Here is a 9,616-nt window from a genome sequence, read left to right as displayed (position 1 = left end):
GTCGCGGCATGACTGCACGAGGATGTCCAAGACGTGGCCTTTCGCGTCGATTGCCCGCCATAACCAATGCTTCGTGCCGTTGATCTTGAGTACGACCTCGTCGAGATGCCACTTGTCGGCTGGCCAGGGCCGATCGCGTCGGATCTTCGCGGCGAACTGCGTCCCGAACTTCGCGACCCACACCCGTATCGTCTCATAGGAAACGGCGATGCCCCGCTCGGCCAGAAGGTCTTCGACATCTCGCAGGCTCAGGGCGAAACGGTGGTACGCCCAGACGGCGTATCCGATGACGGTGCGCGGAAAGCGGTACCCCTTGAGGCGGGAGAGATCGTTGAGGTTCAGCATCCAAGCGAGCTACCGGCCTTCCATGACGCCATCAACCTGACAGTGCCCCTCGAGGACACACGTCTCACCGATCCACGCAAACTCGCTCTGCTCATGTCCCTTGTCGCGCTTGCCCTTGCCTGGGCCGGTCGCGCCGCCGCAGACCTTCTCGGCAAGCGCGCGCCGCCGCGCAAAAGCCACGGCCACTACGCCAGATCCTGGTTTCGAACCGGCTTCGACCACATCCGAAGCCGCCTCAGATCCGATCCCCTCGACGCCATCGCGTCGTGGCAGAGGATCAACCCAGAAGCACGAAAGCCCTGCGGAGTCGTGTAGTGTGATCAGAGATGCAATGCTGTCCGTGCAACATGTGTCCGAAGGAAGAGACCCGGGATCAGTAACCGGTGCCGCGCAGCACAACCTTCACCGTCCGCACCAGGACCGTCAGATCGGTCTTCAGCGACAGCGACCTCTCATAGGCGGTGTCGTAGAGAGCCCGGTCGCGGAAGGTGCACTCGTTGCGATCGGAAATCTGCCAGAAGCCGGTGATGCCGGGGCGCAAAGCGTAATAGCTGCGGCCGGGATAGATGTCGCGCTGGTTTGTCATCATCGGGCGCGGACCGACCAGAGACATGTCGCCGGTGACGACGTTCCAGAGTTGCGGCAGCTCGTCCATGGAGGTCTTGCGCATCAGACGGCCGATCCGGGTGATCCGGGGGTCGTTCTTGAGTTTCTGGCTGTGTTCCCATTCGATGCGGGCTGCCGGATTGGCCTCCAGATAGGCTTCCAGACGGGCATCGGCGTCGTGAACCATGCTGCGCAGCTTCCACATCCGGAAGACTCGTCCACCGCGGCCGACGCGGTTCTGGGTATAGAACGGGGAATGGCCGTCCATCATCGTCAGAAACGCCAGAACCGCCACAATGGGGACGATCATCCAGGCGAGCACGAAGGTGACCGTCAGATCGAAGGTGTACTTGAAATAGTCGCGGTAGAAGCCGGCTCGGCCGCGGGACGGACCATCGACATAGGTGCCGGCAACGTCCGCATCGACTCCGGCGAGCGATGCCTGCGCCGTGCAGCCATTCGAAAACCTAGGATGAATAGACATCAGTGAAATCCTGCTTGCCGCGCAACCACGCGGAGGTACGAAAAATAATCCATGGCCGACGGGCGAACCCGCCTTCGAAATCGGTTTGGCGGCTCCTTGTGGAGCAACGTCGGACGTGGCCGTCACATCGCGGGATTCTTCCCTGGGGGGCGCCTCTCCTCCATATTTAGGCGCTTTCTTGGCAAAGGTCATAAAAAATCCTGCTTCCACTGTGAAACCAGCGTGTTTCCTTAGCGCTCTGTTGTCACTAAAAGCGTTGCTGAACAAAAAGTTGCATCCGATGCAACAAGTATGGCGAGACTTCGTGACGTCAAAATAGTGACGATCTTGCCTCATAAATGTCCCGGTTGCACGAAACAATGCTACGCTATCGGCGCGGCTGTCGCTGTGGCGGAAAACGTTTCCCGCATCGCCCGGCCTGTAACCCGCGGCTGATTCGATGAAAAATCGGAGCATCTTGCGCCTCGGGCGCCGGAATACGGTCGTTTGCGGATGCATCGGCGCCTTAGTCTGGCTATAGATCCACCCCGAGCCCGAACCGGAGACAGGACGCCATGATGGATTCCGAGCAGTTCGCGAAGTTCTTCGGACTGCGAGAGCGACCCTTCACACTGTTGCCCGACCCCGATTTTCTTCTGTGGACGAGTGCGCACCGCCGAGCCTTCTCGGTCCTGGAATACGGCCTCATGACCCATGCTCCGATCACCGTGATTACCGGTGAAGTCGGGGCCGGGAAGACGACCCTGCTCCAGAAGCTGATTTCGACTATCGACGAGGGCTACGTCGTCGGATTGATCTCGAACGCCCAAGGCAACCGGGGCGAGTTGATGCAGTGGGTTCTTTCGGCTCTGGACGTGCCTTACGACATGAATGCGCCCTATGTGGCCAAATTCCAGCTGCTGCAGCAATTCGTCATCGACCGGTACAGCGAAGGCAGCCGCGTTGTGCTGGTCATCGACGAGGCCCAGAACCTGTCGGCCGAAGGTTTGGAAGAGCTTCGCATGCTCACCAACATCAACGCCAACAAGGACGAACTGATCCAGCTGATCCTTGTGGGCCAGCCCGAATTGCGCGACATGATCACCGGACCGAAAATGCGCCAGTTCGCCCAACGGGTGACGGCCACCTACCATATTCCCGCGATGGACCGCGAAACCACGGGCCGCTATGTCTGGCACCGCCTGCAGCATGCAGGTGGTACCGGTGAAGAATTCACCTCCGAAGCGATCGACGTGATCTTTGAAAAATCGGCCGGCGTTCCCCGGCTCGTCAACAAGTTGTGCGACTTCTGCATGGTCTACGCCTACAGCAACGACGAACGAACCATCTCGGCTTCCGTCGTCGAGGAAGTTCTGGCTGACGGCATCTACCTGTCGGCTCTCGAATTCTCGGATGCCGCCGAATGACGATCGATCTGAAGCTCTACTGGACACTCTTCCTGCGCCGTTTGCCGGCGATGATGGTGCTGTTCATTCTCTGCACGACGGTCGCCGCGGTCATGGCGGCGCGTGTGCCCAACACCTACAGCACCAATGCGCGGCTTCTGGTACAGGCCCCCCAGATCCCCGGAGAAATGGCGGACACCACCGTCAACATCGGTGCCCAGGAGGAGATCGGGATTATCCGGCAGCAATTGCTGACCCGGGCCAACCTCCTCGACATTGCCCGCGATCAAAGGGTCTTTCGCGACTATTCGAGCCTGTCGCCCGACGAGGTGGTGCAGGCGATGCGCCGGACGACCTCCATCAGCAGCAGCGGCGGAGGGCGGGGCGATCCGGCCCTCATCGACGTCGCCTTCGAGGCGCGCAGCGGTCAGATCGCCGCCAATGTCGTCAACGAGTACGTGACCCGCATCGTCAATGCGAGCGTCGAGAACCGCACCGGCCGGGCGCAGGACACGCTCGAATTCTTTCAGCAGGAAGTGGATCGTCTCGACAACGCGCTCTCCGCGCAAAGCGCGCGGATCACCGAGTTCCAGAACAAGAATACCGGGCGCCTCCCCGACGATCTCAACTTCCGCCTCAACAGGCAGATCCTGCTGCAGGAACGGATTTCCAATGCCGAACGCGAACGTTCGTCCCTAGAGGACCAGCGCGAGCGCATCATCAGGACCTTCGAAGCGAACGGAGGCATGCCGGACACCCCTCAGACACCCGAACAGGCGCGGCTGCGGGAGCTTGAGCGGGAACTGAGCGATGCACTGACGGTGTACTCGGAAACCAACCCGCGCGTCGTGACCCTGCGGGCACGCATCGATCAACTACGCGAGCGGATCACCGACGCTCCGGTCCCGCAGGATACAGAGACGGAGCCGCAATCCATCCTGGACCTGCAGCTGGCACAGATCGACGGTCAGCTGGAGAACATCGAGATCGTCGTGAGCAGGGCCGAAACGGAACTGGCGGATTTGGAGGCCTCGATCGCCGCCACCCCGGAGAATGCGGTGACGCTGCAGGGGCTGCAGCGCGACTACGAAAACATCCGCAACCAATACGACCGCGCCGTCCAGCGGCTGGCACAAGCCAGTACCGGCGAGCGTATCGAGGTGACGGCCCGCGGTCAGCGGATCACCCTGATCGAACCTGCCAACGTCCCGAGCAGCCCGTCCAGCCCGAACCGCCCCATGATGGTCGCGACCGGTGCCGCGTTTGGTCTCGCCCTTGCCGCAGGCCTGTTTTTCCTGATGGAGCTTCTGAACCGCAGTATTCGAACCGAAGGCGAACTGACCCGGAATCTGGAAATCGTGCCGCTGATTACCCTGCCCTATCTGGAAAGCTCCAGACGCCGCTTCTGGCGACGCAGCCTGCAGGTCGCCAGCGTCCTCGTTGTCTTGACTGGCGTTCCTGCCCTGCTTTGGGCGATCGACACCTATTATCTCCCGCTCGACCTTCTTGCTCAGAAAGTGATCGACCGGGTGGGTCTGAGCTGAGGACACACCCATGGAAAAGCTTCAAAGAGCCCTGCAGAAAGCACGTGAGCAACGCGAGGGTGCCGCCGCACCGACGCCCCCTGACGTCTCGCCCGCTCCCAACCCGGGCGCAGGTGGTCCGCTGCTGGCGCAACGCAGGGGCGGCGCGGATCCCGCAGGACTTTCCGCGACCGCCGCTGCCAATTGGAACGCGCTCAGGGAGTTCGTCCCTGACCCCGACCTCCTGGTGCGCAATAGGATCCTGACGATGTATCCCAACCGGGATGCGACAGCTTTCGATATCCTCCGCACCAAGATGCGCCTTCTGATGGAGCGCAACGGGTGGTCCCGGATAGCCGTGACATCGCCGACGGCGGGCTGCGGCAAGACCACCATCGCCGCCAACATCGCCATCGGGTTCGGACGTCAGCCCGACCTGCATGCCATGTTGTTCGAGCTGGATCTCAGACGGCCGAGCCTTGCGAAGTGCCTGGGGCTGCAGCCGCCCAACGACGTGATCCGGTTGATGCAGGGCGAGGTCGGCGCGGCCGATCAAATCCTCCGGTTCGGCCCGAACGTGGCGATCTCGGCCTCGGTCAAACCGTCGCGCGACCCCACCTCCATCCTGCTGGATCGCCGCGCCACCCGCATTCTGGCTGAAATCGAGGAAGATTTTGCCCCCGACCTCATGTTGTTCGATCTGCCCCCGCTTCTGGTCAGCGATGACAGCCGCGCCTTCCTGAAGGAAGTGGATTGCGTCCTGATCGTTGCGGAAGCCGAGAGAACCACGGTGGCGCAACTCGATACCTGCGAGCGGGAGGTTCTGGAACATACCAACGTTCTCGGAACCGTTCTTAACCAGTGCCGCATAAACACCGGCAAGTCGGTCATCGGAAATTACGATTACGACTGAAAACCGCCGATCCGGGAGCTGACAGTCGGCGGATTGTCTCCAACTTGGAAACTCCGCCGTTGCGGTAATCGACACCATGCCAGAGAAGCTGGGGTTGTCATAGGTTGATCGTGCTTGACGCGCGGTAGCCTACACCCGCCACAACCACACCGATTCAAACACATCACGCGAAGCCCCGGTTCCACCGTCAAAAAGCTTTTGGTGCTGGAAGACCTAAAAAGCCTCTTCCCACCAAGGCACCCCAATCCGGCAATCCCGGTTCAACCGATGTCTTCGACCGCTCGGAACCAGTTTCGTACGGCCTGAAAGAAAGATGCACGTCATGGCAGACCACCGCTTTTCCAGCCTCCCGTCCCAGACCGACCTGCAAGCGGATCCCTCCAGCTACACCATGCATCCCGACGACTTTGTGTTCCGTACGGATACGACGCCGGCACCCGTGCCTGTCTCCGCGGCGCAGGAGCGGTTTCTTCAACAGCTGCCCCATTTGCCTCAGACGGGAACCGGTTCAGGCTGGCCGGCATCCGGCGAGACGTTCTCCGACTGGTTCAACAGTCTAGCAGATGACGGAGAGGGCGCGCCGGACGACCAAAATCCGGACGATCAGGATGCCGCTCCCGAACCGACGGACCCGGTGGATCCGCAGCCGGAAGAACCCGAAGACATCTCTGAAGAGGACGCACCTGCGCCAGCGCCCGAACCGGAAGAGCCCGAAGAGACGGAAGAGCTCCCCTCTCCCATCCCCGAGCCTTCGATGCCGCAGGATCCGCCTGCTCTCAGCCTTGCCGAACTGGGCACGAAGATTTCGGCCGGCCGGACATCAGTCTTTGACCTGGACATTCCTGGCGAAGTTCGGGTGATCACACCGCCCTCGTTCGGAAGCCTGACGGTCAATCCGGACAATTCGCTCGCTCTGGTTCTTGCCGACCCCACTCAGACTGGTGACCTGTCTTTCACTGTGGAAATCGAAGGACCGGACGGCACGGTTCAAACCGCGTCACATACCTTCTCGGTCACGCCTAGCGCACAGGAAGGCGGCTGGGGCACAGGTCTCAACCACTACATGCTTGCGACTGACGAATCTGGCAATGTGATCGTCGAGTCCGGCGACAACCATCGGAAGGTCCATGTCTCCGGGAACGGCCTGACGAAAGCGGATATCGCTGCCCGCGAAGGTCTTAACGAGGGCGCCATCAGCAGTTGGTGGCTGGAAAAGCACCCGGAATATGGCGCAACAGAAGACATGGCACTCGCGTCAGATGTCGGGTTTGGGTTGTGGAACCGGATCAACCCGCGCGGATCTGAATCGTCGAACTGGCTTCTGCTTGAGCGTGGGCACGAATACGAAGCGAGCCGGCTGGCCCCGCGAGGCGCCAGCGGTGAGTCCGAACTGGCACCCCTCCATGTCGGCGCTTGGGGCGAGGGTTCGGCACCGGTCGTGACGGGCGGGACGCGGATTTTTCAAGACAATGTCGAGCACATCGTCATCCAAGGACTGGATATCAAATCCGGCTTCCTCGTCCTCGGCCAGCACAGCAACGTGATCTTCGACGATGTCGGCTTTACCGGTGGCGAAACCGTCATCAGCGGGTTCGGTGGCAATCTGACGGGCATCACCATCCGAAACTCCCGCATCTTGGACGTATGGCAGGATGAGCCGAAGCATACGACGTCTGACGGAAAATGGTCGCCGCATGCCAGCCGTGAAAGTGGGCTCTACGTTTCCGGCACGAACGGTCTGCTTCTGGAAGGGAACATCGTCGACCATAACGGCTTTGCACCTGATTTCGATGCCGAAGGCTCCATTGAAGGTGGTCATCCGCCCAGCATGTACAGCCATAACGTGTACCTACAGTGGAACACGGAGGATGTGACGATGCGCGACTCCGTCATCATGCGCGGTGCGTCTTTTGGTGTGCAGTTCCGCGGCGGTGGATTTGTCGAGGACAACCTGTTCCTTGACAACAACATCCCCTTGAACACGCTGGGCGGCAACTACGGAGGTCGCGGCCCGGTGGGCAATTACAGCCTGTTGAACGGCAACATCGTGACCTCGGCGGCGGCCCGCGGAGAGGATGTTCCGCATATTGGCGCTTTAGACTGGGGCATCCGCAATGAAGGTTTGCTGACGACGCTCATCGACAACATCGTCGCCCATGCCAACGATCCCGATGACGCATCTGACACCGTGAAAGGCGGTTCCGCGCTTCATCACGGAAAAGGCGAAGACGGCATCTTCGACGACAACACAATTATCTGGAGATGGGGGAAGCAGAGCCTCAACGCTGAGGGCCTTGATCCGACACAACTCAACACGACGACCATTCAACGCTACACGGCCGAACTTCTCGGAATGAAAACGGCGACGATCGGGGATCTTAGCGACTATTTGCGCAGCCTTGATGGGAACGATCAGGACGCCGCTATACAAGACATCCTCTCCTACTTCCGGGCCGGCTTCGGAATCGAAGAGAACAGCCGCGTCGATGCCGCGACTTTGCGTTTCGTGCCGGATGCACGGGGTGACGGGCTTCGCTGGGACAATCGCCTGAACTGGGACACCGAGGACCTGCCCGGCACCATTGACGGCGACAGCGTGGATCTTGGCGGGAACGAAGTGAACTACGGTGGCATGGTTGAGTTGGAGAATGTTGTCTTTGGCGACGGCGGAAAGCTGTCCGTGCATCACGGCAAGCTGACCATCAATAACGAACTCTCGGTTGGGCAAGGCGGCGGCAAAATCCATATCGACCGCGCCGGACAATTCTGGACGGATGGGTATGACGATACAGACCATCTCGATTTCAACGTCGATGGCGGCCGCTTCGCAAATACCGGACTATTCGACGGCAATTTCGATCTGGAGGCGACGTCTGGACAGACCATCCTCGCGACCGACGGGGCAACCTTCGTTCTTGGGAATGGCGATCGTTTGGCTGTTACGGGGACCGAAGCCAAAGTCGGATTCGATGGTGGCGATGGTTCGGCACGACTGGAGATCGAATCCGGGGCGGAGCTGACCTTCCATACTGCCAAGGACGGCATCCGAGGAATCAGTGAGTTTAGGAGTGGCGCGTTCGAAGACGGCTCTCAGCTTGCCTCCGCAATCGACATTGATGGTGGCACTCTTGTAGTCGACCTCGACGCACTGACGACGGCAGATACGCCGGAGCTGGCGCTCCTATCTGCTGACGAACTGACCGGCCTGTTTGACGATGTTGAGCTGCAAGGGCTTGGAACCGAGCGGGATGCGCACTTCTATCTAGACTACGATGCGGACGAACTGACGCTGTTGCTGACTTCTGACGGCACCGGCAAAACTGACTTCAACATCGTGTCGGAGGATTTCGAGGTTCTTGGCCTCTCTCCGGCATGGGAAGGTACCCGCGTTTCGCCTGAGGCGTCCTTGATCGATCTCGACAGAACGGTTCTTGATGCGGTCCCGCTTCAACTCCACGAGGCCTACCTCGACGTAGCCTAGAACAAGATCCCCCGTTTTTCGCGTGCGAAAAGCGGGGGATCTTTTGCGCAAGATTATGCTTTCCGAACTTCAGCCAGATTTTAAAATAGCTGATATCTCGATTGCCACAAACTGGACCATTTGCAGTTGTGTCTTCACTACGACTTTTGGCTGGGGGTTGAGCGTAGGTGTCTCATCCCGGTGTTCGTCAAGATAGTTGTCGCCTGCACTCGTTTTCACGCTGCGTGTTCGGCTGGCCCGACCATGGGGCCGCCGCCGCCAGCTTCATGGGGGAGCGCGTCGGCAGCCCCATGGCCTCTGCGCCCGGCATCGGGTCGCTCGGGGTTAAGCCAGACCGAGCCGATGGGCTGCCAGTCGCGGGTCTGACCTGACCAGCGTTCCGGGTGTACGGCGCGGGCCATCTGGTAGACGCGGTGGCGCTCTGCCAGCAGCGCCTTTTCCTCGCCACGATGGCGCTGGTCGGGTGTCACGAAGCGGATGGCGCTGTGCCGATGCTCGGTGTTGTACCAGGTGACGAAGGTCTGGACCCAGATCCGCGCCTCCTCGATCGTCGCGAAGCCGCGGGTTGGCCAACCGGGCGTATATTTGCAGGTCCGGAAGGGATTGTCAGGTTGTTTTATGTGGATCAGCAAAGTGTCGCCGGCGACCGCTCACGCGGACAGTTCGGTCGTGTAGTCTGCCCATAGGTCGAACGCGTCCTGTCTTGCGTGATGATAGGAACGGGCGGAGAGGCGGTGACGGCGTGGGCGGAAGATGGCGTCGGTCTGATCGTGGGTCGATAAGAACCTCTGGGCCTGTCGCGGTGACTTGAACCCGCCCATGACCTTCTCTCGTCGGCGGGGATGCCNATGCGATGCTTCTTCCCCGTTNTTTATNCCC

Annotated in this window: 7 protein-coding genes and 2 pseudogenes; 5 read left to right on the top strand and 4 right to left on the bottom strand. The window is 60.4% G+C overall.

From position 1 onward, the window contains the following. Nucleotides 1-345, bottom strand: a 345-nt coding sequence (locus JSE7799_RS18050; protein WP_144431801.1) for an IS6 family transposase, incomplete at its 3' end; no start/stop codon positions are given. A gap of 42 nt (nucleotides 346-387) precedes the next feature. On the opposite strand from JSE7799_RS18050, the gene JSE7799_RS20735 reads away from it, so the two are divergent. Beyond that, on the top strand, nucleotides 388-660 hold the full coding sequence (locus JSE7799_RS20735; RefSeq protein ID WP_144431800.1) for a hypothetical protein: 273 nt from the start codon (nucleotides 388-390) through the stop codon (nucleotides 658-660). 58 nt (nucleotides 661-718) lie between these two features. On the opposite strand, the gene JSE7799_RS22165 is transcribed toward JSE7799_RS20735, so the two are convergent. After that, the gene (locus tag JSE7799_RS22165; protein WP_306455419.1) at nucleotides 719-1,627 is read right to left on the bottom strand and encodes a sugar transferase; all 909 of its coding nucleotides are present in this window, start codon (nucleotides 1,625-1,627) and stop codon (nucleotides 719-721) included. A 365-nt stretch (nucleotides 1,628-1,992) separates the two neighbouring features. On the opposite strand from JSE7799_RS22165, the gene JSE7799_RS18040 reads away from it, so the two are divergent. The 4 genes from JSE7799_RS18040 to JSE7799_RS18025 all read left to right on the top strand — a co-directional run bounded on the left by JSE7799_RS18040 (nucleotide 1,993) and on the right by JSE7799_RS18025 (nucleotide 8,737). Beyond that, nucleotides 1,993-2,841 (top strand): ExeA family protein, encoded by an 849-nt coding sequence (locus JSE7799_RS18040; RefSeq protein WP_144431798.1) that lies wholly within the window; start codon nucleotides 1,993-1,995, stop codon nucleotides 2,839-2,841. Further along, nucleotides 2,838-4,364, top strand: a complete 1,527-nt coding sequence (locus tag JSE7799_RS18035; protein WP_055664854.1) for a GumC family protein — start codon at nucleotides 2,838-2,840, stop codon at nucleotides 4,362-4,364. Before JSE7799_RS18040 ends, JSE7799_RS18035 begins: the two co-directional genes overlap by 4 nt. Before the next feature lie 10 nt (nucleotides 4,365-4,374). Then, nucleotides 4,375-5,256, top strand: coding sequence for a CpsD/CapB family tyrosine-protein kinase (locus JSE7799_RS18030; RefSeq protein ID WP_055664853.1), 882 nt, complete (start codon nucleotides 4,375-4,377; stop codon nucleotides 5,254-5,256). Nucleotides 5,257-5,578: 322 nt separating this feature from the next. Further along, the gene (locus tag JSE7799_RS18025) at nucleotides 5,579-8,737 is read left to right on the top strand and encodes a right-handed parallel beta-helix repeat-containing protein (RefSeq protein ID WP_055664852.1); all 3,159 of its coding nucleotides are present in this window, start codon (nucleotides 5,579-5,581) and stop codon (nucleotides 8,735-8,737) included. Between the two features lie 314 nt (nucleotides 8,738-9,051). On the opposite strand, the pseudogene JSE7799_RS18020 reads toward JSE7799_RS18025, so the two are convergent. Together JSE7799_RS18020 and JSE7799_RS21915 are read right to left on the bottom strand one after the other, a co-directional pair. Then, a pseudogene (locus JSE7799_RS18020) lies at nucleotides 9,052-9,345 on the bottom strand (integrase core domain-containing protein); the annotation flags it as partial. Between the two features lie 42 nt (nucleotides 9,346-9,387). Continuing rightward, nucleotides 9,388-9,616 (bottom strand): annotated as a pseudogene (locus JSE7799_RS21915) (IS6 family transposase); the annotation flags it as partial.

It is taken from the genome of Jannaschia seosinensis (genome assembly GCF_001408515.1).
Taxonomy (GTDB): domain Bacteria; phylum Pseudomonadota; class Alphaproteobacteria; order Rhodobacterales; family Rhodobacteraceae; genus Jannaschia; species Jannaschia seosinensis.
Note: the sequence above shows the minus strand (reverse complement) of the source record. Positions and strands in the feature narration are given on the sequence as shown.

Excerpts from the sequence above, each read along its gene's own strand:
- JSE7799_RS18040 (WP_144431798.1), top strand. The coding sequence starts at position 1,993 with ATGGATTCCGAGCAGTTCGCGAAGTTCTTCGGACTGCGAGAGCGACCC.
- JSE7799_RS18025 (WP_055664852.1), top strand. The coding sequence starts at position 5,579 with ATGGCAGACCACCGCTTTTCCAGCCTCCCGTCCCAGACCGACCTGCAA.
- JSE7799_RS22165 (WP_306455419.1), bottom strand. The coding sequence starts at position 1,627 with ATGACCTTTGCCAAGAAAGCGCCTAAATATGGAGGAGAGGCGCCCCCC.
- JSE7799_RS18035 (WP_055664854.1), top strand. The coding sequence starts at position 2,838 with ATGACGATCGATCTGAAGCTCTACTGGACACTCTTCCTGCGCCGTTTG.
- JSE7799_RS18030 (WP_055664853.1), top strand. The coding sequence starts at position 4,375 with ATGGAAAAGCTTCAAAGAGCCCTGCAGAAAGCACGTGAGCAACGCGAG.